This window comes from Methylobacterium sp. TK31, assembly GCF_055361545.1.
On the sequence record NZ_CM143964.1, the window covers coordinates 1,411,422 to 1,434,818 of the forward strand.

Annotated in this window: 28 protein-coding genes; 7 read left to right on the plus strand and 21 right to left on the minus strand. The window is 72.8% G+C overall.

Annotated features, from left to right (window positions below):
- Positions 1–51: 51 nt before the first annotated feature.
- From phnN to phnG, 8 genes are all read right to left on the minus strand, one after another.
- Positions 52–588, minus strand: a complete 537-nt coding sequence (phnN, locus tag ACXJY8_RS06460; protein ID WP_463777648.1) for a phosphonate metabolism protein/1,5-bisphosphokinase (PRPP-forming) PhnN — start codon at positions 586–588, stop codon at positions 52–54.
- The gene (locus ACXJY8_RS06465; protein WP_463777651.1) at positions 588–1,730 is read right to left on the minus strand and encodes an alpha-D-ribose 1-methylphosphonate 5-triphosphate diphosphatase; all 1,143 of its coding nucleotides are present in this window, start codon (positions 1,728–1,730) and stop codon (positions 588–590) included. The genes phnN and ACXJY8_RS06465 overlap by 1 nt, the downstream gene beginning before the upstream one ends.
- 23 nt (positions 1,731–1,753) lie before the next feature.
- On the minus strand, positions 1,754–2,446 hold the full coding sequence (gene phnL, locus ACXJY8_RS06470) for a phosphonate C-P lyase system protein PhnL (RefSeq protein ID WP_463780441.1): 693 nt from the start codon (positions 2,444–2,446) through the stop codon (positions 1,754–1,756).
- A gap of 77 nt (positions 2,447–2,523) precedes the next feature.
- Positions 2,524–3,294, minus strand: coding sequence for a phosphonate C-P lyase system protein PhnK (phnK, locus tag ACXJY8_RS06475; protein ID WP_463780443.1), 771 nt, complete (start codon positions 3,292–3,294; stop codon positions 2,524–2,526).
- Positions 3,294–4,199 carry an alpha-D-ribose 1-methylphosphonate 5-phosphate C-P-lyase PhnJ gene (locus ACXJY8_RS06480; protein ID WP_463777654.1) on the minus strand — a complete coding sequence of 302 codons (906 nt, stop codon included), beginning with the start codon at positions 4,197–4,199 and terminating at the stop codon, positions 3,294–3,296. Before ACXJY8_RS06480 ends, phnK begins: the two co-directional genes overlap by 1 nt.
- Complete coding sequence (locus ACXJY8_RS06485) at positions 4,196–5,344, minus strand: carbon-phosphorus lyase complex subunit (RefSeq protein ID WP_463777658.1); 1,149 nt, start codon at positions 5,342–5,344, stop codon at positions 4,196–4,198. The genes ACXJY8_RS06480 and ACXJY8_RS06485 overlap by 4 nt, the downstream gene beginning before the upstream one ends.
- Positions 5,335–5,982 (minus strand): phosphonate C-P lyase system protein PhnH, encoded by a 648-nt coding sequence (gene phnH, locus ACXJY8_RS06490; RefSeq protein WP_463777660.1) that lies wholly within the window; start codon positions 5,980–5,982, stop codon positions 5,335–5,337. The genes ACXJY8_RS06485 and phnH overlap by 10 nt, the downstream gene beginning before the upstream one ends.
- Positions 5,982–6,425, minus strand: a complete 444-nt coding sequence (gene phnG, locus ACXJY8_RS06495) for a phosphonate C-P lyase system protein PhnG (RefSeq protein ID WP_463777663.1) — start codon at positions 6,423–6,425, stop codon at positions 5,982–5,984. Before phnG ends, phnH begins: the two co-directional genes overlap by 1 nt.
- Before the next feature lie 145 nt (positions 6,426–6,570).
- On the opposite strand from phnG, the gene phnF reads away from it, so the two are divergent.
- Both phnF and ACXJY8_RS06505 read left to right on the plus strand, forming a co-directional pair.
- A complete protein-coding gene (gene phnF / locus ACXJY8_RS06500) occupies positions 6,571–7,317 on the plus strand; it encodes a phosphonate metabolism transcriptional regulator PhnF (protein WP_463777666.1) in 747 nt (248 codons plus the stop codon).
- 124 nt (positions 7,318–7,441) lie between these two features.
- Positions 7,442–7,963 (plus strand): DUF1993 domain-containing protein, encoded by a 522-nt coding sequence (locus tag ACXJY8_RS06505; protein WP_463777669.1) that lies wholly within the window; start codon positions 7,442–7,444, stop codon positions 7,961–7,963.
- A 39-nt stretch (positions 7,964–8,002) separates the two neighbouring features.
- Here the strand turns inward: ACXJY8_RS06505 and phnE (ACXJY8_RS06510) are convergent, their stop codons facing one another.
- The 6 genes from phnE (ACXJY8_RS06510) to ACXJY8_RS06535 form a co-directional block, all read right to left on the minus strand.
- Complete coding sequence (gene phnE / locus ACXJY8_RS06510; RefSeq protein ID WP_463777671.1) at positions 8,003–8,854, minus strand: phosphonate ABC transporter, permease protein PhnE; 852 nt, start codon at positions 8,852–8,854, stop codon at positions 8,003–8,005.
- Positions 8,851–9,729 carry a phosphonate ABC transporter, permease protein PhnE gene (phnE, locus tag ACXJY8_RS06515; RefSeq protein WP_463777674.1) on the minus strand — a complete coding sequence of 293 codons (879 nt, stop codon included), beginning with the start codon at positions 9,727–9,729 and terminating at the stop codon, positions 8,851–8,853. Before phnE (ACXJY8_RS06515) ends, phnE (ACXJY8_RS06510) begins: the two co-directional genes overlap by 4 nt.
- A 51-nt stretch (positions 9,730–9,780) precedes the next feature.
- Positions 9,781–10,707, minus strand: coding sequence for a phosphonate ABC transporter substrate-binding protein (phnD, locus tag ACXJY8_RS06520; protein WP_463777678.1), 927 nt, complete (start codon positions 10,705–10,707; stop codon positions 9,781–9,783).
- Positions 10,708–10,739: 32 nt separating this feature from the next.
- Positions 10,740–11,540 (minus strand): phosphonate ABC transporter ATP-binding protein, encoded by an 801-nt coding sequence (gene phnC, locus ACXJY8_RS06525; RefSeq protein ID WP_463777680.1) that lies wholly within the window; start codon positions 11,538–11,540, stop codon positions 10,740–10,742.
- A gap of 92 nt (positions 11,541–11,632) precedes the next feature.
- Complete coding sequence (locus ACXJY8_RS06530) at positions 11,633–12,259, minus strand: DapH/DapD/GlmU-related protein (RefSeq protein ID WP_463777682.1); 627 nt, start codon at positions 12,257–12,259, stop codon at positions 11,633–11,635.
- A gap of 12 nt (positions 12,260–12,271) precedes the next feature.
- Complete coding sequence (locus ACXJY8_RS06535; protein ID WP_463777684.1) at positions 12,272–12,937, minus strand: DUF1045 domain-containing protein; 666 nt, start codon at positions 12,935–12,937, stop codon at positions 12,272–12,274.
- Between the two features lie 189 nt (positions 12,938–13,126).
- On the opposite strand from ACXJY8_RS06535, the gene ACXJY8_RS06540 reads away from it, so the two are divergent.
- Entirely contained in the window at positions 13,127–14,017 is an 891-nt protein-coding gene (locus tag ACXJY8_RS06540) for a DUF3108 domain-containing protein (RefSeq protein WP_463777687.1), read from the plus strand.
- Positions 14,018–14,091: 74 nt separating this feature from the next.
- On the plus strand, positions 14,092–14,562 hold the full coding sequence (locus ACXJY8_RS06545; RefSeq protein WP_463777691.1) for a low affinity iron permease family protein: 471 nt from the start codon (positions 14,092–14,094) through the stop codon (positions 14,560–14,562).
- A gap of 4 nt (positions 14,563–14,566) precedes the next feature.
- Here ACXJY8_RS06545 and ACXJY8_RS06550 read toward each other — a convergent pair whose 3' ends face one another.
- A complete protein-coding gene (locus ACXJY8_RS06550) occupies positions 14,567–14,995 on the minus strand; it encodes a translation initiation factor 2 (RefSeq protein WP_463780445.1) in 429 nt (142 codons plus the stop codon).
- A gap of 283 nt (positions 14,996–15,278) precedes the next feature.
- On the opposite strand from ACXJY8_RS06550, the gene ACXJY8_RS06555 reads away from it, so the two are divergent.
- On the plus strand, positions 15,279–15,497 hold the full coding sequence (locus ACXJY8_RS06555) for a YgaP family membrane protein (RefSeq protein WP_056185312.1): 219 nt from the start codon (positions 15,279–15,281) through the stop codon (positions 15,495–15,497).
- Positions 15,498–15,648: 151 nt separating this feature from the next.
- On the opposite strand, the gene ACXJY8_RS06560 is transcribed toward ACXJY8_RS06555, so the two are convergent.
- On the minus strand, positions 15,649–15,915 hold the full coding sequence (locus tag ACXJY8_RS06560) for a GlsB/YeaQ/YmgE family stress response membrane protein (RefSeq protein ID WP_108040045.1): 267 nt from the start codon (positions 15,913–15,915) through the stop codon (positions 15,649–15,651).
- A 323-nt stretch (positions 15,916–16,238) separates the two neighbouring features.
- Here ACXJY8_RS06560 and ACXJY8_RS06565 point away from each other — a divergent pair, with 323 nt between their 5' ends.
- Positions 16,239–16,598, plus strand: a complete 360-nt coding sequence (locus ACXJY8_RS06565) for a RidA family protein (RefSeq protein ID WP_463777695.1) — start codon at positions 16,239–16,241, stop codon at positions 16,596–16,598.
- Entirely contained in the window at positions 16,595–17,737 is a 1,143-nt protein-coding gene (locus ACXJY8_RS06570; RefSeq protein ID WP_463777697.1) for a polyamine ABC transporter substrate-binding protein, read from the plus strand. The genes ACXJY8_RS06565 and ACXJY8_RS06570 overlap by 4 nt, the downstream gene beginning before the upstream one ends.
- A gap of 81 nt (positions 17,738–17,818) precedes the next feature.
- On the opposite strand, the gene ACXJY8_RS06575 is transcribed toward ACXJY8_RS06570, so the two are convergent.
- The 5 genes from ACXJY8_RS06575 to ACXJY8_RS06595 all read right to left on the minus strand — a co-directional run bounded on the left by ACXJY8_RS06575 (position 17,819) and on the right by ACXJY8_RS06595 (position 23,319).
- Positions 17,819–19,183 (minus strand): M23 family metallopeptidase, encoded by a 1,365-nt coding sequence (locus ACXJY8_RS06575; RefSeq protein WP_463777700.1) that lies wholly within the window; start codon positions 19,181–19,183, stop codon positions 17,819–17,821.
- 119 nt (positions 19,184–19,302) lie between these two features.
- Positions 19,303–19,965: a protein-L-isoaspartate O-methyltransferase family protein gene (locus tag ACXJY8_RS06580; RefSeq protein ID WP_463777703.1), complete on the minus strand. Its 663-nt coding sequence runs from the start codon at positions 19,963–19,965 to the stop codon at positions 19,303–19,305.
- Positions 19,966–19,998: 33 nt separating this feature from the next.
- Entirely contained in the window at positions 19,999–20,778 is a 780-nt protein-coding gene (gene surE / locus ACXJY8_RS06585; protein WP_463777706.1) for a 5'/3'-nucleotidase SurE, read from the minus strand.
- Complete coding sequence (gene serS, locus ACXJY8_RS06590; protein ID WP_463777709.1) at positions 20,778–22,061, minus strand: serine--tRNA ligase; 1,284 nt, start codon at positions 22,059–22,061, stop codon at positions 20,778–20,780. Before serS ends, surE begins: the two co-directional genes overlap by 1 nt.
- A 301-nt stretch (positions 22,062–22,362) precedes the next feature.
- Positions 22,363–23,319, minus strand: coding sequence for an outer-membrane lipoprotein carrier protein LolA (locus ACXJY8_RS06595; protein ID WP_463777713.1), 957 nt, complete (start codon positions 23,317–23,319; stop codon positions 22,363–22,365).
- Positions 23,320–23,397 lie beyond the last annotated feature (78 nt).

Here is a 23,397-nt window from a genome sequence, read left to right on the forward strand (position 1 = left end):
GACCGCGCTCTTCTCGTTTGGACAACGACGGAACCCGCGATCGGCCGAAGGTCAGGCCGCCCGCTCCCGCAGGTGCGCGACCAGCATGGCGGCGGCGCTCTCCGGATCGCGATCGTTCCAGATCGTGTAATCGGCCTCGATCGGGACGACGCGGTCGAGGCGCGTGCGCAGGTCGCCGTCCTCGGGCCGGGCGCGGGCGGCGAGGCGCCGGGCCAGCACCTCGGACGTTGCCGTGATGGCGACGACGCCAACATGCGGCAGGGTCTCCCGGGCCAGCCCCACGATCCGGCGGGAGACGTTGCAGGTCACCACCCGTCCGGACCGCGCCTGGTCTCGGGTCTCGCCGGGGATCGCGTAGCCGAGACCGTGCGCCCGCCAGTGCAGGGCGAAGGCGCCGACGGCGGCGCCTTCGGCGAAGGCCTCCTCCGTGAGGGCGATGTTGTCCTCGTGCGCCGACGGTGCCCGGGTGACGAGGCGGCGCGGGAAGACGAAGCGCGGATCCGGGCCGAGCGCGTCCCGCGCCAGGCGCAGGAGAGTGTCCTTGCCGGCCCCGCTCGGGCCGACCACGAGGACGAAGCCGCCGGGCATCACACCACCCGTTCGCCGGCGCGCCAGACCTGGCGCACCACCGGCACGCCGCGGGCGAGGCGGACGCGGACGAGGTCGGCGCGCAGGCCGGGCTCGAGGCGGCCCCGATCGACCAGGCCGGTGGCGCGGGCGGGGTTGGCGGTGACGGTAGCGACGGCCTGCGGCAGGGTGATGCCCGGGACGCGCTCAGGCAGTCCGAAGGCCGCCATCAGCAGGCTCGCCGGCACGTAGTCCGAGGACAGGATGCTGAGGGTGCCGGCCTCCGCCAGGGTGTGGGCCGCGACATTGCCGGAATGCGAGCCGCCCCGGATCAGGTTGGGGGCTCCCATCATCACGGTGATGCCGGCCGCGTGCGAGGCCTCGGCGGCCTCGAGGGTGGTGGGGAACTCGGCGAGCACCACCGATTCGTCCCGCGACAGCGCGACGTCCGCCAGGGTGGTGTCGTCGTGGCTGGCGAGCGGGATGCCGCGCGCGTGGGCGAGCGCCACCAGGGCGGGGCGGTTGACGGCGTTGAGGGCGCGGCCGTCGCGCATCTTGCGGGCGGTGCTGCGTTTTATCTCCTCGAGGGAGCGGCCGCCGCGCCCGGCATACACGTAGTACTTGTCGACGTCACGGAACTGGCGCTGGCCCGGCGTGTGGTCCATCAGCGACAGCAGGCCGACGGCGTAGCGCTCGGCGAAGGCCTGCACGGTCTCGACCACGTCGGTCGAGGGGATCTCGCAGCGCAGGTGCGTGCGGTGCTCGGCCCGGAACAGGCCGGCCGCCTGCGCCTCCGCCAGGGCGCCGGCGAGCAGGTTGAGCTCGGTGCCGAGGCCGCTGCCGTCCGGGTCGGTGCCGGCGCGCAGCGAATCGAACACCGTGGTGATGCCCGAGGCCGCGATCTGCGCGTCGTAGGCCAGCACCGCCCCGAGGGGATGCCAGCGCACGCCGGGGCGCGGGGCGTAGTGGCTCTCCAGGTGGTCGGTGTGGAGCTCGACGAGGCCCGGGATGACGGTGTCGCCGGCGCAGTCTAGGCCGCGCTCGGGGGCGCGGCCGGTGCCGATCTCGGCGATGCGCCCGTCGACCACGGCAAGCCAGCCCTCCTCGACCCGGTCGGGCAGGACCAGGCGGGCGTTCTCGAGGATCTGGACCCGGTCCGTCATGCGCGTCTGTTCCCGATCCCGAATCATGCCGCCAGCGCCCCGCGGAAGGCCGAGACGTCGACGATGCGCGTCGCCACCGCCTCGCGGACGTCCGCGTCGTGGAAGATGCCGAGGATGGCGGTGCCGGCGGCCCGCTTCTCGGCGATGAGCTCCACCACCACGGCGCGGTTCTTCGCGTCGAGGGAGGCGGTGGGTTCGTCCATCAGCAGGATCGGCCGGTCGGCGATCAGGCCCCGGGCGATGTTCACCCGCTGCTGCTCGCCCCCCGAGAAGGTGGCGGGCGGGAGCGCCCAGAGGCGCTCGGGCAGGTCGAGGCGGGCCAGGAGGTCGGCCGCCCGGGTCCGGGCCGCCGCGGCGTCGAGGCCGCCCTCGAGGCCGGCGGCCTCCACCACGGCGCGGGCGCCGACCCGGGGAATCACCCGCAGGAACTGCGAGACATAGGCGAGGGTGGTGCGGCGCAAGCCCAGGATCTCGCGCGGCGCGGCCGTGGCGAGGTCGACGATGCGGGCGCGATCGCGGACCCGGATCGCCCCGGCGGCGCAGCGGTAATGGCCGTAGGCCATCTTCAGCAGGGAGGACTTGCCCGCGCCGGAGGCGCCGCCGAGCACGACGCACTCGCCCGGATGGACCGCGAGGGTGGCGCCGGCGATCACCGGCAGCACGGCGCCGCCGCGCAGGTGCAGGGTGAAGCTCTTGCCCACGTCCTCGAAGGCCAGGAGGGGGGGCGAAGGGAGGGGGGGCGGAGGGAGGGGAGGCGAAGGGAGGGGAGAAGGCGAACCGGAAGGCGGAGGCGTCATGCGGCGAGCACCGAGGAGACGAGGAGCTGGGTGTAGGCGGCCTGGGGATCGTCGAGGACCTGGTCGGTCAGGCCGGTCTCGATCACCCGGCCCGCCCGCATGACGAGGACGCGGTGCGAGAGCAGGCGCGCCACGGCGAGGTCGTGGGTGACGATGATGACCGCGAGGCCGAGCTCGGCGACCAGCCCCCGGATCATGTCGAGGAGGCGGGCCTGGACCGAGACGTCGAGGCCCGAGGTCGGCTCGTCCATGAGCACCAGGCGGGGCGCGGTGACGAGGTTGCGGGCGATCTGCAGGCGCTGGCGCATGCCGCCGGAGAAGCGCGTCGGCGGGTCGTCGATCCGGTCGGGGGCGATCTCGACGCGGGCGAGCCAGTCGAGGGCGGTGGCGCGGATGCGGCCGTAATGGCGCTCGCCGACGCCCATCAGGCGCTCGCCGACATTGCCCCCGGCCGAGACCGCCATGCGCAGGCCCTGCGTGGCGTCCTGGCGCACGAAGCCCCAGTCGGTGCGCATCAGCGCGCGCCGCTCGACCACGCTCAGGGTGTCGAGGTCGCGCGTGGCGCCGTCGCGCATGCGGTAGGCGACGGAGCCCGCATCGGCCGCGACCTCGCCGGCGACGAGCGAGAGCAGGGTCGACTTGCCGGAGCCCGATTCGCCGACCACCGCCAGGACCTCGCCGGGGTCGAGGGTGAAGCCGATGCCGTCGCAGGCGAGGCGGCGGCCGTAGCGCTTGGTCAGGCCGTCGACGGTCAGGAGCGGTTCCATCACGCGGCCTCTCCGCTCTGGCCGTCGGCGCGGCGGGTCTCGCAGTAGTCGGTGTCCGAGCAGACGAACATCCGCCCCCCGACGTCGTCGAGGACGACCTCGTCGAGATAGACGCCCTCGGCGCCGCAGAGGGCGCAGGGGCGGTCGAAGCTCTGGACCCGGAAGGGATGGTCCTCGAAGTCGAGGCTGCGCACCCGCGTGTAGGGCGGGATCGCGTAGATGCGCTTCTCGCGGCCGGCCCCGAAGAGCTGGAGGGCGGGGCAGTCGTCCATCTTGGGGTTGTCGAATTTCGGGGTCGGGGAGGGGTCCATCACGTAGCGGCCGGCCACCTCCACCGGGTAGGCGTAGGTGGTGGCGATGTGGCCGTGGCGGGCGATGTCCTCGTAGAGCTTCACGTGCATGAGGCCGTATTCGGCGAGCGCGTGGAGCTGGCGCGTCTCGGTCTCGCGCGGCTCGAGGAAGCGCAGGGGCTCGGGGATCGGCACCTGGTAGACGAGGACCTGCCCCTCGGCCAGCGGCGCCTCGGGGATGCGGTGGCGGGTCTGGATCACCGTGGCCTCGGCCTTCCGGGTCGTCGTGGCGATGCCCGCGGTGGCGGTGAAGAAGCGCCGGATCGAGACCGCGTTGGTGGTGTCGTCGGCGCCCTGGTCGATCACCTTGAGCACGTCGGCGGCGCCCAGGATCGCGGCGGTGACCTGCACGCCGCCGGTGCCCCAGCCATAGGGCATCGGCATCTCGCGGGCGGCGAAGGGCACCTGGTAGCCGGGGATCGCGATGGCCTTGAGGATGGCCCGGCGGATCATCCGCTTCGTGCCCTCGTCGAGATAGGCGAAATTGTAGCCGGCGCCGGCCGGGACGGTGACGGCGGCCGCGGCGGGCGCCGCGGCGGGATTGGGCGGGTTCATTCGGCGGCCTCCCGCAGGGGGAATTCGTCTGCGTCCGGTTCGGGCGCGGCCGGCGCGGCCGCCGGGGCGGCGTGCTCGGCGCGCAGGCGCCGCACCAGTTCGAGCTCGGCCTGGAAGTCGACGTAGTGCGGCAGCTTCATGTGCTCGACGAAGCCCGTCGCCTGGAGGCTGTCGCAATGGGCCAGCACGAATTCCTGGTCCTGGGCCGGCACCGCCACGGCCTCGCCGAGCTCGGCGGCCCGCAGCGAGCGGTCCACCAGCGCCATCGCCATGGCCTTGCGCTCGCCCTGGCCGAAGACGAGGCCGTAGCCGCGGGTGAATTGCGGCGGCACCGCGCCGTGGCCGTGGAACTGGTTGATCATCTGGCACTCGGTCAGCTCGACCGTGCCGAGGCCGACCGGAAAGCCGAGCTCCTCCGGGGTGAAGTCGAGCTCCACCGCCCCGACCCGGATCTCGCCGACGAAGGGATGGGTGCGGCCGTAGCCGCGCTGCGTCGAGTAGCCGAGGGCGAGGAGAAAGCCCTCGTCGCCCCGGGCCAGCCCCTGGAGCCGCACCGCGCGGTCGGCGGGATAGTCCACCGGCTCGCGGGTGAGGTCGCCCACGGGGGCGCCCGCGTCCGGGGGCGAGGGTTCGAGCAGGCCCGCCTGGCCCAGGAGGTCGGTGACCCGCGGGCAGGCGTCGGCATCGGCCTCCGGCTCCGCCTCGGCGGCGGGATCGGGGCAGCGGCCGGGCGAATCTCCGTCGGCCAGGCCGAAATCCACGAGGCGGTGGGTGTAGTCGAAGGTCGGGCCCAGCACCTGCCCGCCGGGCAGGTCCTTGAAGGTGGCGGAGATGCGCCGGGCCAGCGTCATCGCGCCGGTGTCGACCGGCTCCGTGGCGCCGAAGCGCGGCAGGGTGGTGCGGTAGGCCCGCACCAGGAACACCGCCTCCACCACGTCGCCCCGGGCCTGCTTCAGGGCGAGGGCGGCCAGATCCGGATCGTAGAGGGAGCCCTCGGTCATCACCCGGTCGACGAGGAGGCGCATCTGCTCGCGGATCTGCGCCACGGTGAGCTCGGGCACGGCCGGGTCGCCGCGCCGGACCTCGGCCAGGAGCCGGTGGGCGTTGTCGATGGCGGCCTCGCCGCCCTTCACCGCTACGTACATGGCAGAGCCTCCGAACCCGGCAAAGCTTCGGCGGCGACGGGCCGGGCCGAGCGCGGCAACCCGGCGAGGCGGCCCGGCGCCACGAAGAGACAGTCGATACCCAGGGGGAAGCCCGCATGGTTCGCGGCCCAGCGCGCGGCCCAGTCGGCGGGCAGGGGCCCGGCGGCGAGCCGCGCCGTGCCGCGGATGCCGGGTCCCGCGAAACCCTGTTCAGACAAGATCTGTCCATCCTCGTCCGAGAGGGTGTCGACGGCCAGGATCAGCGTGGCGGAGGCGTCCGGGTAGGCGGGGGTGCCCTGCGCGAAATCCGGGAAGGGCGGGCAATGGACCGGATCGGCAATCAGCGCGAAGGCCGCCTGTCCGGGGTTCGCGACCAGGGGCGCCCCGGTGTGGAAGCGCAGGAAGGCGGCGACCGCCGGTTCGGCCCGCAGCGGCGCGTCGAGCCAGACCGGCGTGTCGGCATCGGTGAGCGCCAGGGCCAGGGCCGCGAGTTCGGGGGTGAGGGGGGCGGGCGGCGCCAGGGCGCTGGCCAGGGGGCGGATCCGGCCCGGCCGGCTCAGGGCCTCCATGGCGGCGCGGAACACGGCCTGTCCCTCGTGGACGGGATCGGCGAAGCCGCGGGCGAGAGGGTCGGCCATCAATCCTCTCCCCGCGCCAGGGTGAAGAAGTTCACCCGGGTGGCCGCCGCCTTGCGGGCGGCCTGCCGCGCGGCGTCCGCCCGGCGGCCGGCGATCTCGGCCAGCGCCGCCTCGAGGGCCGGGCGCGTCTCCGGGCGCTGCCAGTGCGCGTCCAGGATGGCGGCGAGGCGGGCGCGGGCCCGGTCGCGGCCGAGATGGTAGGCGAAGCCGGTCTCGCCGCCGGGCAGGCGCACCGCCGCCCGGGTCACCGTGGCCTCGCCGGCATTAAAGGGCCGGCCGTCGCCGCCGATCCGCCCGCGGACCATGACGAGGCCCGTCTCCGGCGCCCGCAGATCCTCCGCCTCGGTTGCGGCGCCGGCCCGCGCCAGGGCCGCCAGCAATTCACCGGGGGTCGCCGCACCGGCCAGCGCCATCGCGCGGCGGCGCGCGGCGAGGTCTGGCATCCCGGGCTCAGGTGGTGTTTGGCTGGCGCTCGGCATCGGTCGGTCTCCAAACATGTCTAGATGTATAGACAAGTGGACGATCGGGTGCAAGGGCTTTCCGGGAGGCTTTCAAGGACGTCATGCCAGCGACCCAGGCGAGGAAACCATGACCGAGGCGGGCGACACCCGCGTGACGGCGCTCCAGCGCGGGGGCGGCCTCGCCGTCTGGCGGCAGATCGCCGACACCCTGGCGGCCGAGATCCGCGACGGGACCCTCGGGGCCGGGGCGCAGCTGCCGGCCGAATCGACGCTCGCCGCGCGCTTCGGCGTGAACCGGCACACGGTGCGCCGGGCGCTGGGCGTCCTCGCCGAGGGCGGGCTGGTGCGCACCACGCAAGGGCGGGGCAGCTTCGTGGAGCAGGGCCCGATCCCCTACCCGATCGGCCCCCGGACGCGGTTCTCCGAGATCGTCTCGCGCACCGGACGCGAGGCCTGGGGCGACCTGATCGCCGCCGCGACCGTGCCGGCGGATGCGGACTGGGCCGAGGCCCTGGGGCTCGCGCCCGGCGCGCCGATCCTCCAGCTCCTCACCGTGCACCGGGCCGACGGCGCCCCGATCTCGACGGCCCGGACCTGCCTGCCCCTGCCGCGCTTTGCCGGCTTCGACGCGGCCTACGCCGCCAGCGGCTCCCTCACCCGCGCCTATGCGGGCTTCGGGGTGGCCGACTACACCCGGCTCTCGACCCGGATCGGCGCGCGCCCGGCGAGCCCCGAGGAGGCGGAGCGCCTGGACATCGCCCCCGGCCGCACCCTGATCGCCCTGTCGAGCGTGAACGTGGACGGCGCGGGCACGCGCATCCAGGCCACCCGCAGCCTCTTCGCCGCCGACCGGGTGGAGCTGGTGGTGGAGTGAGGGGTTCTCCGGGCCGGAGGGAGGGCCGGGCCTTCGTCGCGGACCGGCGATTCCGGCTCCGATCCGGCCGGCCATGTGCGCCTTCTCACCGCGTCCCGGGCGAGTCGTGCCCTAGCGTTTCCGGATGAGCATCAGCATCCACGACGTCAGCGTCCCGGTCTTCGTCAACGCGCTCCACAGCATGAGCGCCTGGCTCGACAAGGCGGCCTCGGAGAAGCCGGAGGCGGAGTTGCTCGCCCGGCGGCTCGCCCCGGACATGAAGCCCTTGCCGGCCCAGTATCAGATGGCGTCCGACAGCGCGAAGAACGCGATGGCCCGGCTCGCCGGAATCGAGGCGCCCGCGATGCCCGACGTCGAGACGACCTTCGCCGAGCTCAAGGCGCGCTGCGCCCGGACGATCGCCTTCGTCGAGAGCATCGACCCGGCCGCACTGGCCTCCGGGGCGGAGCGCGCGGTGGAGCTGAACTTCCCGAACGGCACGGGATACCGCTTCACCGGGCAGGCCTATCTCACCGGCTTCGCGCTCCCGAACTTCTTCTTCCACGTCACCACCGCCTACGGGATCCTCCGCAGCGCCGGGGTGAGCCTCGGCAAGCCGGACTACCTCCAGCATCTCGGGCCGCCGACCCTCCGCACGGCGCCGTAGCCGCCCGGGGCCGGGAGCGGATCGCTCGCGGCCTCGCCCCTACCGCGCCGCCCCGCCGATCAGGGCCCGGCGCAGGCGGCCCGAGACGGCGTCGATGAGGGCCACGGTCACGAGGATCATCAGGATCAGGAAGGCGACCTGGCGCAGTTCGAGGACGCGGATCAGCTCGCTGAGATACTGGCCGATGCCGCCCGCGCCGACGATGCCGATGATGGTGGCCGAGCGGGTGTTCGATTCGAAGAAGTACAGCACCTGGCTGCCGAGCACCGGCAGCACCGCCGGGATCAACCCGAAGCGGATGCGGTGCAGTTCGGCGCCGCCGGAGGCGGAGACGCCCTCGCCGGCCTTGCCGTCGACGGTCTCGACCGCCTCGGAGAACAGCTTGCCGAGCGCCCCGAAATCCGCGCACGCGATGGCGAGCGCCCCGGCGAAGGGGCCGAGCCCGACGACGTTGATCCAGATCAGCGCCCAGATCAGCACGTCGACGGAGCGGACCACGTCGAGGCCGCGCCGAACGGCGGCGTGCACGAAGGGGTTCGGCACGACGTTGCGGGCGGCGAGGAACGCCACCGGAAAGGCCAGGAGCGCGGCCGTCAGCGTGCCGATGAAGGCGATGCCGAGGGTCTCGGCCAGGGACTGCAGGAAGGTCCAGGCCCGGCCGCCGGTCTCCGGCGGCCACATCAGCCGGCTGAATTCGCCGAGGCGCCCGAGCCCGGCAAGCAGGCGCCCGGCGGAGAAATCGAGGCGGACCATCGCGTAGCCCGCCAGGGCGGCGAGCCCGGCGAGCGCGAGGACCGCGAGCAGCCGCCCCCGCCAGGCCGGCCGGAAGCTGTTGGGAAAGCGCCGGCGCAGGGCGGCGATCTCGGCCGGACCGCATTCGGGACCGGTCATCGCAGGCCTCCGAGGAGGCGATGGCGCAGGCGCTCGGTGCCGAGGTCGATCGCCATCACGGTGAGGATGATCAGGACCAGGATGGCGCTGACGTCGGCGTAGTAGAAGTTGCGGATCGCCACGAGGAGTTCCTGGCCGATGCCGCCGGCCCCGACGAAGCCCATGACGCCGGCGCCGCGCACGTTGATCTCGAAGCGCAGCAGCCCGTAGGAGACGAAGTTCGACAGCACCTGCGGCAGCACGGCGAAGCGCAGGGTCTCGATCCGCCCGGCCCCGGCGGCGGTGAGGCTCTCCACCGGCTTCATGTCGATGTTCTCGACGACCTCCGAGAACAGCTTGCCCAGCGCCCCGGTGGTGTGGATCGCCAGGGCGAGAACCCCCACCATCGGCCCGAGGCCGAAGGCGATGACGAAGATCAGCGCGAACACGATCTCCGGCACGGTGCGGCAGAATTCCAGCCCGCGCCGCACCAGGAAGCAGGCCGTCCGGCTGCCCGCCACGTTGGCGGCCGCGGAGAAGCACAGCAGGAACCCGCCGACCGCCCCCAGGAGGGTGCCGAGATAGGCCATCAGCAGGGTCTCGCCGAGGAGCCCGAGCCATTTTGGGCCGCCCCAGTACCATTCGGAGAGGTCCCCCGGCAGGTTCGCCCAGGTCAGGGGGGGCAGGATCTGGGCGATGTAGTCGGTGAAGCGGCCGAGATGGGCCGCCAGCACCAGGGGACGCACCTCGGCGGCCCGGGCGGCGAGCCCGGTGAGGATCACCAGCCCGGCGAGGCCGGCCCAGGTCCGGCGCCGGGTCGCCGTGACGGCGGCCGCGTAGGCCCCCGCCAGGGCGGCGGCCCGGTCCGGGGGCAGGGGCGTGATCCGCTCAGGCATCGCCGCCCCCCGGCGACCCCGGGCCGAATCCGCTCAAGATCGAAAATCCGCTCAAGACTTGCGGCGCTGGTCGTCGTTGAACTTCAGCATCTCGAGGATCGGCTGGTAGTCCTTCAGGGTCACGGGGGTGAAACCCTGGTCCTTGCCGTCCGAGAGCCGGTCGAAGGCGGCCTTGTCGGCCCTGGGCATCGCCACGAGGGCGTCGCGGATCTTGGCCTTCAGGTCGTCGGGCAGGCTCGCCAGCATGGCGAAGGGCCCCTCCGGCAGGAAGTCGGACCGGAACACCACGCGGAAGTCGCCCTGGCCCATCGGGGTGCCGTCCGGCTTCTTGAGCATGCCCTTGGCGGCCATCCGGGTGACCATGGTGTCGGTGTCGGAATTGTAGAGGTTGGCCGCCGCGTCCACGGTGCCCTGCACCAGGGCGAGGACGGCGTTCTCGTGGCTGCCGGCATAGACGGTCTTGCCGAAGAAGGTGTCGACCGGGTGGCCGGCCCTGTGCAGGAAGTAGCGCGGCGCCTGGTTGCCGGAGGTGGAGTTGGGGTCGACCAAGGCGAGGTTCTTGCCCTTCAGGTCCTCGATCGTCCGGTACGGGCTGTCGGCGCGCACGTAGATCACCGAGGTGTAGCCCGAGGCGCCGTTGTCGTGGCGCTGGTTGACGATGGGCTCGATCTTGACGCCGGTCATCACCGCGCGGGCGAAGGAGGCGGGGCCGTAGAAGGCGAGCTGGGCGTTGCCGGCGCGCTGGCTCTCGATCACGGCGGCGTAGTCGTTGGCGATGCGCAGCGTCACCGGCACGCCGAGGGCCTTCGACAGGTAGGCGGTCATCGGCGCGTAGCGGTCGCTGGTGCCCGAGGCGTTCTCGGCCGGGATCACCGCCAGGGTGAGCTCCGGATAGGCCGCCTTCCAGTCCTGCGCGGCGGCGGGTGCGGCGAGGAGGGCGAGCGCGAGGGCTCCGGCGAGGGATCGACGGGTCAGCATGGGAATCTCCCGAACAGGGTGGACGACGAAGATCAGGCGACGAGGGCGGCGGGATAGGCCCGGGTCCGCGCCGGCTCGGGGGCGTCGAGGACCTCGCCCGCCTCCAGCCCGTAGAGCTGGCGGGCCACCGCCTCGGTGAGGTCGGCGGGGGCGCCGTCGAAGACGAGGCGGCCGTCGGCGAGGCCGACGAGGCGGTCGCAATAGCCGCGGGCCAGGTCGAGGGAATGCAGGTTGCACAGCACCGTGAGGCCGTGGCGCCGGTTGGCCTCGGCGAGGGCGTCCATGACGATGCGGGTGTTGCGCGGATCGAGGGAGGCCACGGGCTCGTCGGCCAGGATCAGGTCGGGGGCCTGCATCATCGCCCGCGCGATGGCGACGCGCTGCTGCTGGCCGCCGGAGAGCTGGTCGGCCCGGTGGCCGGCGAAGTCGCCCATGCCGAACTCGTCGAGGGCGGCCAGGGCCAGGGCGCGCTCGCGCTCCGACCAGAGCTTGAGCAGCGAGCGGTGCCGGGGCACCTCCGAGAGCCGGCCCATCAGCACGTTGCTCAGGACGTCGAGGCGGCCGACGAGGTGGAACTGCTGGAAGATCATGGCGCAGCGCGCCCGCCAGCGCCGCAGGTCGCGGCCGCGCAGGGCCGTGACGTCGAGACCCTCGAACAGGATGCGGCCGCCCGTCGGCTCGGCGAGGCGGTTGATCATCCGCAGCAGGGTCGACTTGCCGGCGCCCGAGCGCCCGATCACGCCCACGAACTGGCCGCGGGGAATGGCGAGGGAGACGCTGTCCACCGCGCGGCGGTCGCCGTAATGGCGGGCAAGCCCTTCGAGGATCAGCATGGAGGCCTCCGGCGATTCACGGTGAGCGCCGGTAGACCTGTCCCACACGACAGGAGAATGACTATTTTCCGGCTAACCAATAGCCGGCAGTCTTATGCCTCGGCTTCGTAGCGCTCCAGGAATGCTTCGACCGACAGGGTGCGGAAATCCGGCAGCGCCCGGCCCAGCCGGGCATGGTCCCAGTCCCACCAGGCCAGGGCCTGCAGGCGCTCGGCCACCGCCTCCGGGAACCGGCGGCGCACCACGCGGCCGGGATTGCCGACCACGATGGTGTAGGGCGCCACGTCCCGGGTCAGGATCGTGCCCGCGCCGATCACCGCCCCGGTGCCGACGCTGCGCCCGGGCAGGATGACGGCCCCGTGCCCGATCCAGACGTCGTGCCCGATCGTGACGGGCAGGGCCCGGCGCCGGGCGAAGAAGGCCGCGTCGTCCGCCTCGCCCGGCCAGTAGGCGCTGGCCCGGTAGGTGAAGTGGGATTGCGAGGCCCGCTCCATCGGGTGGTTGCCGGGGTTGATCCGCACGTGCGAGGCGATGGAGCAGAACTTGCCGATGGTGGTGTGGTTCGCCTGCCCGTCCTCGACGATGTACGAGTAGTCGTCGAGGCTGGTCTCGCTGAGGCGCGTGCGGGCCCCGACCTCGGTGTAGCGGCCGAGGCGGCAATCCGAGAGCTGGGCCGTGGGGTGGACGGCCGGTTCGAGGCCGAGGCGATCGGAGACCATCGGGCGATCCTGTCAGGCGGGGAAGGGGAGGCGGCGCAGGAGGCGGAACGGCGCCGCGCCCTCTTGGACGACCACGCTCAGCGCATCGATCGCGAGGTCGGGCAGGCCCGCGGCGGCCTCGGCCAGCAGGGGCAGGGCGGTGGCCCTGTCCTCCGCCCCGAGGGGGCCGGTGAGCGTCATGTGGAAGCGGAAGGCCTCGAAGACGTGCGGGTAGCCCCAGCGCTCCAGCAGCGCGCGCCCACGGGGGTCCAGGCGCTCGGGCCGGCGCCGGGCGCGCTCGGCCTCGGTGAGGGGCGCCCGCAGGGGGTCGAGGGCGGCGACGCATTCGGCCGCGAGGAGCCCGAGATCCGGCGGGGCTGCGGCCGGTACCAGGGCGGCGAAGGCCCCGAGGGCGGCCACCCGCAGGGGGCCGACGGGCAGGGGGCTCCGGTGGGCCGCCAGGGCCTCGGCCGCCGCGAGGAGATCGGCCTCGGTCGCGCCGGGGGCGAGGCGCATCGGCGCCTTCAGGGTGGCGTGGAACCCGTAGAGGCGCGGCTCGGCGGTGTTGGCGGCCAGGATCGCCCGGAGCGCCTCCGGGCCGGGCGCCGGGCCGGAGCCGAGGACGGCTTCGCCGAAGGCGGCCAGCGCCGAGCCGGGGGCGGGGGTGAAATACAGGGCGTATCGGGCGGGTCGGTCCAAGGGCGTCGTGTCCTGGCGGCTCCCGGCGGCATGCGGGATACGGGATGTTTCGATCGGCGTGGTATTTCGGCCGAAGGTTCTGGCCGCGGATCGCGGCGGCACGCGACGTGCCGAAGCGCGCATACTACGCGTGCCCAACGCCGATATGACAGGCTGGGCGCCGCCCGCGGCGCGATGAGGCGATCTTCCGTGTCCGCTCCCCGGCACAGACACATCCGGGCCCTGCAGGCCCTGGCCCTGGCGGGCGCCGCGCTCGTGGCCGGCGCGGCCGGCGCCCGGGCCGTGGGCGACGCCCCCGCGCGCCGCTTCACGGCGGCCTACGGCCTCAGCTTCCTGAACCTGCCGGCGGGCGAGGCCACCCTCGTGGTCGAGCGGGCGGACGAGCGCTATGCCCTCGAACTCGAGGCGGGCCTGCGCGGCCTGGCCGGCTTCTTCTTCGACGGGGCCGGCAAGGCCGCCGTCGCCGGGTCGACGACCCGCGCCGGCGCGGTGACCGCCACCTTCCGGATCGACAGCCGCTACGGCGGCAAGCCGATCGCGGTGGCGCTCGACCTCGCCGGCGGGCGCGTGCGCAGCGCCAGCGTCGAGCCGCCCCCGGCCCCGCGCGAGGACCGGGTCCCGGTGGCGCCGGAGGACAAGGTCGGCGTGGTCGATCCCCTGACCATGCTGACGATCCCCCTCGGGGCCGCCCCCCTGGATCCGGGCCTGTGCGACCGGCGCATTCCGGTCTTCGACGGGGCGAGCCGGGCCGACCTCGTGCTGTCGCGCGGCAGCCTGGTGACGGTGACGGAGGGCGCCTATCGGGGGCCCGCCCTCGACTGCCGGGTGCGCTGGGTGCCGATCTCCGGGCACCGCTCCGGCGGGAGCAACGTCCGCCGGATGGCCGCCAACGACGACATGCGGGTGCGCTTCGCCCCGATCCTCGACGGGACGCTGCTGCTGCCCCTCTCGATCGCCGTCGCCACCGGATGGGGCACGGCGCGCATCGAGGCGACGCGCTGGGGCGGCGCGCCGCCGGACCGCCCGGAAAGCCCGGCGGCCAGGCCCGGGGTGACCGTGCGCCTGCCCAACGCCCGTTAGGGGCGCGGCAACGGTTTCCCGCCATCGCGGGTTCTTCCTCCGGTCAGCGCGGCCATGACGATCGCGGAGGTCTCATGCGTGTCGGGAGCCTGAAATCGGCCCAGCTCTTCACCGCCTTCGCCTCGAAGGTGGCCCGCGCCGCCGGACGCCCGGCGACCTTCGCCGTCAGCATCGCGCTGATCCTCGTCTGGGCGGTGACGGGGCCGCTGTTCGGCTTCTCCGACACCTGGCAGCTCATCATCAACACCGGCACCACCATCGTGACCTTCCTGATGGTGTTCCTGATCCAGAACACCCAGAACCGCGACGGCGCGGCGATCCAGGCCAAGCTCGACGAGCTGATCCGGGCCAGCGCCGCGCAGAACCGCTACATCGGCATCGAGAGCCTCACCGAGGAGGAGCTCGACGCCCTGCGGGCGCGCTGCGCGGGGACGGCCCCCCTGGACGATCTCGAGGCGGCCGCCTGCGCGGCCGAGGCGGAGGCCCACCGCAAGGCCGAGGCCGCCGCCGCCCGGGCCGGCGGCCTGACCGCCTATCCGCGCTGATCGGTCAGGTGTCGGGGGCGCGGCGGCGGCGCGCGCGCTGGGCCGTAGGGAGCGCCTCGGGCACCAGCGACACGCTGACCGGGTTCGGGGTATGGTCCAGGGCCGCCCCCGTATAGGCATCGACGCCGATGCCGATCACGCCGCCTGCGAGCACGTTGCCCGCCATTCCGGCAGCGCCCGCGCCCACCACCTTGGTGCGGACCGGGACGATCGCGGGCTGGAAGCCGGGCTTGGCGAAGGTCACGTCAAACTCGTCCGAGCGTTCCACCTCGAGGGAGCACGGGGTCGCCGGACAGGCGTAGCCCCTGGTGGTCGTCATCGTCGCGCCGGAGGGCTCCGAGAGGAAGGCCATCTTCTCCGTCGTGCCGCGCGTGATGCTGCCGCATGCCCCGACGCTCACCGCGATCAGCACCGCGGCGAATCCAGTCCTCATACCCATGTCGTATCCCCCCGAGCCGCATTCTGTGGCGGCTCCGCGGGTCTCGGCCCTTCTACAACCAGGAGCAATGCCGCAGACGAATTACAATTCCGATATGCACAGGGATCGCGGGCGAGACCTTAGCAGGGGGCTCCAAGCAGGTCTTCGAGGAGGTCTTGGAGCAGGTCTCGGAGCAGGTCGGCGGATCGGGGCGGCTCCGTGCCGCGCCGCACCCTGGCGGTGGAACGCCCGTTCCTCCGCCGCGTTCGCCCCGCGACGCAGCACAGGAGACGCCAGCATGGCCAACGCGATGATCCACGACATCTTCAGCGGCACCCCGAACCTCACCACCACGGAGCGCGCCGTCTCGGTGGTGCTCGGCCTCGGCATCGCCGCCGCCGCCGCGCAGCCGCGTCCGAACAAGTGGCTGAGCCTCGCGGCCCTCGTGGTCGGCGCCGGCCTCGCCATCCGCGGCGCCACCGGCCATTGCGCCGTCAAGGCCGTGACGGAGGCCTGAGCGGCCGCGCGCCCGATGCCCCGGGGCTTCCAGGCCCGAAGGCATCGGGCATCGGGCGGCTTGTCCTCCGGACAGGAATCCTCCGGACATGAAAAAGGGGCGCCTCGGTGAGGCGCCCCTTTCTCGTGCGGTCTTGGGTTGTCGCGTGGACTTACAGCGTGGTGGTCGAGCGGCGACCCTGGATGAAGCCGTAGATCGCGAGCACGACGATCGCGCCGACGACCGCGCCGATCAGGCCCGCGCCCTGGTTCGGACCGTACCAGCCGAGCGCCTGGCCGAGGAAGGTGGCGACGAAGGCGCCGACGATGCCGAGGATCGTGGTCAGGATGAAGCCGGCGGGCTCATTGCTGCCCGGCATGATGAACTTGGCGATGACACCGGCCAGGAAGCCGATGATGATGGTCCAGATGATACCCATGAGCTGATCCTCGAACTTGGCCGAACCCTCTGGGTCGGACGTCACTGGCGGCAGAGGCCGGCTGTCTAGCCTTGACCTTAACGCATGGGGTGAGAACGCCGCATCCGTGGGATGAGTTGCGCTGCACGACGCGACTTTGTCGCGTGGCACGCGAAGACCGTCCGGCATGGCCGGATCGCCTTGCGCGCCGGGTGCCGGGCCCCCTTTACCTCCGGGTCCCCGGCGCGGCACAACGCTTGCCCCGAGCCGGGATGCCAGGGGGCATCCCAGGGGTGCCTCGCGGCATCCCGCGGCCGACACCCGAAGAGGCACGTTTCCCCACCATGACGATCCAGCGCTTCGAATCCGGTCCCCGCATGAGCCAGGCCGTCACCTACAGCGACATGGTCTACCTCGCGGGCCAGGTGGCCGGCACGGTGGTGGGCGCCGGCGTCACCGCCCAGACCCAGGAGATCCTGGGCGAGATCGACCGCCTGCTGGCGGCGGCCGGCACCGACAAGAGCCGCATCCTCACCGCCACGATCTATCTGGCCGACATCGCCACCTTCGCGGAGATGAACGCGGCCTGGGACGCCTGGGTGGCCAAGGACAACCCGCCGGCCCGCGCCACGGTGGAGGCCAGGCTCGCCGCCCCCGAATACCTCGTCGAGATCGTGGTGGTGGCCGCGAAGGGACAGGCATGATCCGAGCCGGCACCCGCCGCGCGCTCCTGTCCGGGGGGCTGATCGCCGGGGCGCTCGCCGCCCTGGCGCTCGGCCTGCCCGCGGCCCGGGCCGAGACGCCCGCGCCGAAGGGCGAGCGCGTGGTCAACATCTACAACTGGTCGGACTACATCGACCCGAAGATGCTCGAGGCCTTCACCCGGGAGACCGGGATCAAGGTCGTCTACGACACCTACGACAACAACGAGATCCTCGAGACCAAGCTGCTGGCCGGGCGCTCGGGCTACGACGTGGTGGCGCCCTCCGGGCCGTTCCTGCAGCGGCTGATCCGGGCGGGCGTGTTCCAGCCCCTCGACAAGGCCCGCATCCCGAACCTCGTCCATGCCTGGCCCGAGATCGCGGCGCGGCTGGCCACCTACGACCCCGGCAACACCTACGCCGTGGACTACATGTGGGGCACCACCGGCATCGGCGTGAACCTCGCCCAGGTGCGCGAGCGCCTGGGGGCGAGCCAGCCCCTCAACACCTGGAGCCTCGTCCTCAATCCGGGCCTGATGGCCAAGCTCAAGGATTGCGGGGTGATGCTGCTCGATTCGCCCGAGGACCTGATCCCGAGCCTGCTGCCCTTCTACGGCTTCAAGCCGGATTCCAAGCGCTGGGACGACATCACCCAGGTCACCGACGCCCTGTTCAAGGTCCGGGGCTCGGTGCGCAAGTTCCACTCCTCGGAATACATCAACGGGCTCGCCAACGGCGACCTCTGCCTCGCGGTCGGCTATTCCGGCGACGTGATGCAGGCGCGCAAGCGCGCCGAGGAGGCCAAGAACGGGGTCGAGATCGGCTACGTCATCCCCCGCGAGGGCGCGCTGATGTGGTTCGACGCCTTCGCGATCCCGAAGGACGCGCCCCATCCGGCCGAGGCCCACCTCTTCCTCGACTACATGATGCGGCCCGAGGTGGCGGCGGCCAACACCAACTTCGTCTCCTATGCCAGCGGCAACGCGGCGGCCCGGAAGTTCGTCAAGCCCGAGATCCTGGCCAATCCCGGCATCTACCCGGACGAGGCGACGATGCAGCGCCTCTCCAGCAACACCGCCTGGGACGACCGCACCCAGCGCTTCGTCACCCGGAGCTGGACCCGGGTGCGCACCGGCCGGTGAGGCCGGCATCATCGGCCCGGAACGAGAACGGCGGCCCCGAGGGGCCGCCGTTTCGGTGTCTGGAATGCTCCGACCGGAGGGTCAGTTGCTGGCGAGGTGGGGCATCGGGTCGACCGGGGTCGCGCCCTTGCGGATCTCGAAGTGGAGCTGGGGCGAGGTCACGTTGCCCGAGGCGCCGGACTTCGCGATGGTCTGGCCGCGCTTGACCTTCTCGCCGGGGCGGACGTCGAGTTCGCCGTTATGGGCGTAGGCCGAGACGTAGCCGTTGGAGTGGCGCACCAGGACGAGCTTGCCGTAGCCCTTCACGTCGGAGCCGGCATAGGCCACGGTGCCGTCCTCGGCCGCCTTCACCGCCGTGCCCTCGGGCACCGAGATGTTGATGCCCTCGTTGCCGGAGGTGCCGTAGCCCGAGATCACCCGGCCCTTGGCGGGCCAGCGGAACGACTGCTCCACGGCGGGGGCGGCGACGGAACCGGTGCTGGCGGGCTCGGACTTGGGCGCCTCGACCGCGGCGACCTTCACGGGCGCCTTGGCCGCCTCCTTGGCGGCGGCCTCCGCGGCCTTCGCCTCGGCGACCTTGCGGGCCGCATCCTTGGCCGCGTCCGCCTTGGCCTGCTTGGCCGCCTCGGCCTCGGCCGTCTTGCGGGCCGCGTCGGCCTTCTTGGCGGCGTCCTTGGCCGCGTCGGCCTTCACCTCGGCCTTGGCCTCCTTGATCTCGATCTTGCGGACCGGCTTGTCCTCGGCCTTGGCCACGGCCTGCCCGGGGCGGATATGGGCCTTGCGGGCCTCGGCGGCCCTGGTCTCGGCGACCTTGGCGGCGCTGGCCGCCTTCTCCGCGGCCTTGCGGGTCTCGGCGGCCTTGGCGGCCTCCACGACCTTGCGGGCCTCGGCGAGCTTGGCGGCCTCGGCCTGGCGCCTGGCCTCCACCTTGGCCTCGGCGGCCTCGCGGGCCTCCGCCTCGCGGCGGGCGTCGGCGGCGCGCTTCTCGGCGGTCCGGTCGATCACCTTCGGGGCCGGCGCGGCGGGCACCGCGCGGGTGCTCATGCGGGCCGCGTCGGGGTTCATGCCCGAAACCGCCGAACCCGTCATGCCGCCGGGGACCGGCTCGGTGGAGGCGAGGCGGGTGGTCTGGGGCCGGGCCGGGGCGGGAGCCGCCGCCATCGGGCGGGGCGACATCGCCGCCGGCGAGGAGGCCGCGCCCGGGGCCCCGAGGGCCTGGGACTGGATGCGGCTGGTGCGCACCACCGGCGCCGGGGCGATCTCGCCGTCGGGCAGGCTGCCCGTCGCGGCGGGCTCGCTCGACAGGTTCGAGGCAAATGGATTGCCGAAGGGATCGCCCAACCGGGACGCATCCGAAGAACAGGCGGCCGCACCGCCTCCAATCACGCCGATGAGCGCGAAACGCGACAGCGTCCTCAACCCTCGACCAGTCCCGCGAACCCGCATCGACGCACCTGTTTGCCTGACGCAACTTGATGACGTCATTCAAACCGGATTCAGGTTAAGCAACCGTTCCGATTCACCACGTTTGCGCCACGAAGGGACGCGTGCGGGAACCTTTCGCCCTACAGGACGCGGGCGCGCCCGGGGGTGAGCGGCGCCAGCCGGACGGCCGCACCGGGGCGCGCCTCCAGGGTGCCGTCCGGTCCCCGCGTCCAGGTGACGAGGCCCGCCGCCTCCGGCCGCCCGACCGGGGCGACGAGGCGGCCGCCCGGCGCCAGCAGGCCGGCGAGGTGGTCGGGAATCGCCGGCACCGTGCCGTTGAGGAGGATACGGTCGAAGGGCTCCGCCCCGCGCAGGGTCGCCGGATTCAGCCCGTCCCCGACGGCGATCTCGACGAGCAGCCGGTCCTCCGGCACGAGGTTGTCGCGGGCGTCGTCCGCCAGGGTGGCGTAGCGCTCGAGGCTGCGCACATGGGCGGCGCCGAGGCGCAGCAGCAGGGCGGTGACGTAGCCCGAGCCGGTGCCGATCTCGAGGATGCGGGCGCCGGGGCGCAGGGCCAGGGCCAGGGCCTTCAGCATCGCCGCCACGGTGGTCGGCGCCGTCATGGTCTGCCCGCAGGCCAGCGGCAGGGCGAGGTCGCGCCGGGCGAGGTCGCGGTGATGGGCCGGGGCGAAGCGCTCGCGCGGCACCCGCTCCATCGCCCGCAGGGTGTCGGTGTCGCGCACGCCCCGGCCCCGCAGGGCCATGACGAAGGCGGCATCCTCGATCGAGCCCTCGTGCATCATGGCTGGATCTCGATCGGTCCCGCGTCCCTCGGGCTAGCGCGCGGGTCCCGACTCCGAGAACCCCTGCGCGAAGCGCGTCAGGCTCGGCTCGTCGGTGAGGTCGAGGCGCAGCGGCGTGACGGAGATGCGCTTCTCCGCGATGGCCTTGAGGTCGGTGCCGTGGCCGGGCTGGAACGTCGCCTTGGCGAAGGCGAGCCAGAAATAGGGGTTGCCGCGCCCGTCCTGGCGGGCGTCGATGGCGAGCAGCGCCTGGTTGCGGAAGCCCTGCGCGGCCACCGCCGTGCCCTGGACCTCCTCGGGCTCGCAATCGGGGAAGTTCACGTTGATCACGATGCCGGGCTCGATCCCGATGTCGAGGATCCGGCGCACCACCCCGGGCCCGTGCTCGGCGGCGCAGTGCCACTTGATGGCGCCCCGGCCGCCGGCGCCGTAGGCCTGGCTGAGCGCGATCGACTTCACGTTGAGGATCGTGCCCTCCATGGCCGCCGCGATGGTGCCCGAATAGGTCACGTCCTCGGCGACGTTCTGGCCCCGGTTGACGCCCGAGAGCACGAGGTCCGGCCCGTGGTCCTTGAGGATGTGGCGCACGCCCATGATCACGCAGTCGGACGGCGTGCCCTTCACGGCGAAGCGCTTCTCGGCCACCTGGCGCAGGCGCAGGGGATCGTTCAGCGAGAGGGAATGCGAGACGCCGGACTGGTCGGTCTCCGGCGCCACCACCCAGACGTCGTCCGAGATGGCCCGGGCGATCCCCTCCAGGGTCTCGAGCCCCGGCGCGTGGATGCCGTCGTCGTTGGTGACGAGAATGCGCATCAGCTCTTGAACCCCTCGATCCGCTCGATCCCGCCCATATAGGCCTTCAGCACCGACGGCACCGTGACGCTGCCATCCGGGTTCTGGTAGTTCTCCATCACGGCGATGAGCGCGCGGCCCACGGCCACGCCGGACCCGTTGAGGGTGTGGACGAAATTCACCGCCTTGCCATCCCGGGCGCGCACCCGCGCGTTCATCCGCCGCGCCTGGAAGTCGCCGCAGACCGAGCAGGACGAGATCTCGCGGAACGTCTCCTGGCCCGGCATCCAGACCTCGATGTCGTAGGTCTTCTGGGAGGCGAAGCCCATGTCGCCGGTGCAGAGCGTCATGATCCGGTAGGGCAGGTCGAGCTTCTTCAGCACGGCCTCCGCCGAGCCGAGCATGCGCTCGTGCTCCTCGGCCGACTGCTCGGGCGTGGTGATCGAGACGAGCTCGACCTTGTTGAACTGGTGCTGGCGCAGCATGCCGCGGGTGTCGCGCCCCGCCGAGCCGGCCTCGGCCCGGAAGCACGGGGTGAGGGCGGTGAAGCGTAAGGGAAGCTCCTCCTCGCGCAGGATGCTCTCGCGCACGAGGTTGGTGAGGGGGACTTCCGCCGTGGGGATGAGCCAGTGCTCGCCCGCCTGGAACTGGTCGTCCCGGAACTTCGGCAGCTGCGCCGTGCCGAACATCGCCTCGTCGCGCACCAGGATCGGCGGCGCCACCTCGGTATAGCCGTGCTCGCCGGTGTGCAGGTCGAGCATGAACTGCCCGAGCGCCCGCTCCAGGCGGGCGAGCTGGCCCTTGAGCACCACGAAGCGGGCGCCGGACATCCGGGCGGCGGCCTCGAAATCCATCAGGCCCGAGGCCTCGCCGATCTCGAAATGCTGCTTTCCCGTGGCGAGTTGGGGGCGGTGCGCCTCGAAGCGGCGGTACTCGACGTTGCCGTGCTCGTCGACGCCGTCGGGCACCTCCGGGTTCGGGCGGTTCGGGATCGCGGCGAGGCGGTCGTCGAGGGTCTTGCCCGCTTCGGCCTGCGCGGATTCCAGGGCCGGGGCCTCGTCCTTCAGGCGGGCGACCTCGGCCATCAGCGCCTGCGCCCGGTCCTCGTCCTTGGCCTTCTTGGCGCCGCCAATCTCCTTGGCCAGGGCGTTGCGGCGCTCCTGGTTGCCCTGCGCGGCCGAGATCGCGGATTTGCGGGCGTCGTCCAGGGCGATCAGTTCGGCGGCGAGCGGTGCCAGCCCGCGGCGGCGCAGGGCCTCGTCGAAGGCGTCCGGATTCTCGCGGATGGCGCGGATGTCGTGCATGGCTCGTCCTCAAGCGAGCCCGACGCTTAGCCGCATCCGCCCCGGCCCGACAAGGTCGGGTGGGCAATGCCGGGTGCGCGACAGCCGGCGGCGCTCACAGGGCCGAATCGCACACGAACCACACCGTCATTCCGGGACTGCGAAGCAGGGCCCGGAATCCAGAACCGCCGACGGTGCCATATCGGGCACGGCAGCGGTCCTGGATTCCGGGCTCGCCCTCGGCGACTCGGAATGACGACGCGGGCGGCAAAACCGGCGCCCTGGAATTCGGCCTCGCCGGGGGCGCCTCGAGACCGGCGGCCTACTGCGCCCGGATCTGGCGCTCGGCCGCCTTATCCTCGGTGCGCCCGTAATTGATGAAGAACAGGCTGCCCTCGACGGGGCGGCCCTTCTGCAGGTTCGCGAGCTGCACCGTGGTCTGGTAGCCCTGCGGGTCGGTGATCCGCCACTGGCTCAGGGTCTTCACCTCGGGGTCGAAGAACAGCTGGATCCGCGAGGTGCCGCCGAGCGTCGAGCGGTCCTCCAGGGAGATCCGCAGGCCGCCCGGATCGTTCGCCACGTCGGTGACGGAGAGGTCGCGGGCGAGGTCGATCTTTTCGCGTAGCAGGAATTTCAGGGGCGTCTGCGAGATGAAGTAGAGGTCCTGGGTGCCGAGCTTGCGGTCCTTGACCGCCACCGAGGTGCCGTCGGCCACGATCTCCAGGGGGGAGGGCTGGTCGTAGTCGAAGCGCAGGCGGCCGGGCTTGGCGAGGGTCAGCTTGCCGCCGATGCGGCGCCCGTCCGGGCCGACCTGGACGAAGTTGCCCGTGAGCGTGGTCATGCCGTTGAAGTAGGCGTTGGCCTGCGCGATCACGGTGGCGTCGTCCGCCTCCGGGGCCGCCGCCGCGGTGGGCGCGCCCACGGCCGCGACCTTGGCGGCCGTCTTCGGATCGGCGCCCTTCGCCTCGCCCTTGGCCTCCGCCTTCGCCTCACCCTTGGCGGCCCTCGACTCGGCCTTGCCGTCTCCCTTGGCCGCGGCCGCCTTGTCGGACGGCTTGGCGGCCTTCGGGGCCTGGGCGACGGGCTTCTTCGGGGCGGCGGCCGGGGGCGCGGCCTCCGGGGCGGGCTCCGGCTCCGGCGCGGGGGCCGGCTGCTCCTTGCGGCCGAACAGGCCGTCGAGGAAGGAGGAGACCTGGGCGGCGGCGGGCTGCGGCTGCGCGAGGCTGGCCGCCAGGACGAGCAACGGACCGGCGGCGAGGCGGTGACGGCGGCCGATCATCGGGACGCTCCCTTGAAGGCGATGCGAAGGCGTGCGGGTGGTGCCCGCTTAGAAGCCCGCCCTGTGGCGAATATGCGA